The 524-nt window shown below is 65.3% G+C and carries 1 protein-coding gene; it reads right to left on the reverse strand.

Features of this window, described 5'->3' with window-relative positions; all coding sequences use genetic code 11:
- Window positions 1-185: 185 nt before the first annotated feature.
- A partial coding sequence (locus IO39_RS56420; RefSeq protein WP_043637722.1) for a hypothetical protein occupies window positions 186-524 on the reverse strand: 339 nt, incomplete at its 5' end.

The following is a 524-nucleotide window of genomic DNA, read 5'->3' on the forward strand; positions in this document are numbered from 1 at the left end:
ATGTTGCCTGTCGTGGCCGGCGCCAATGCGCGGATCAGCGCGCAGGGCTTCGAAGCACCGACGTGTGTTGGCCAAGGCATGACGGCACAACTCTTCCCAACCACGGACGGCCTCGCCGGTGCCGAATCGGACGTCCCACTGTTCCTCTGGAGGGGGCACCGTGACCCGGTCACCGCGTTTCGGACTCACGCGGAGACCTGGACCGGTCCGAAATCACCGCTCGTGGCCTTACGAGCCTCGGCATGGCGCACGGGGTCCGCCTTGATCCTGGCGGTGGCTCGCCAGCCCGCGATGACCTCTTGGGTAGTGGCATCGACGTCCAACTCAGCCGCGTCGGAGAGCGCCTCGACCAGTTCCATCGTAAAAGAACGCACCTCGGCCGATGACAGGTGACGAACCCACGGGAAGACCTCTGGCATGGCGATGACCAGGGCGCGCGCAGTGGAGTCGTGCTTGATCAAAGCAAGAAACAGCCGAGAGGCGGTGGCCAGCGTCCGGTCCCGCTCTTCTTCGCGATCTGCTGC

Source organism: Nonomuraea candida (assembly GCF_000725485.1).
In the GTDB taxonomy this organism is placed as follows: Bacteria; Actinomycetota; Actinomycetes; order Streptosporangiales; family Streptosporangiaceae; genus Nonomuraea; species Nonomuraea candida.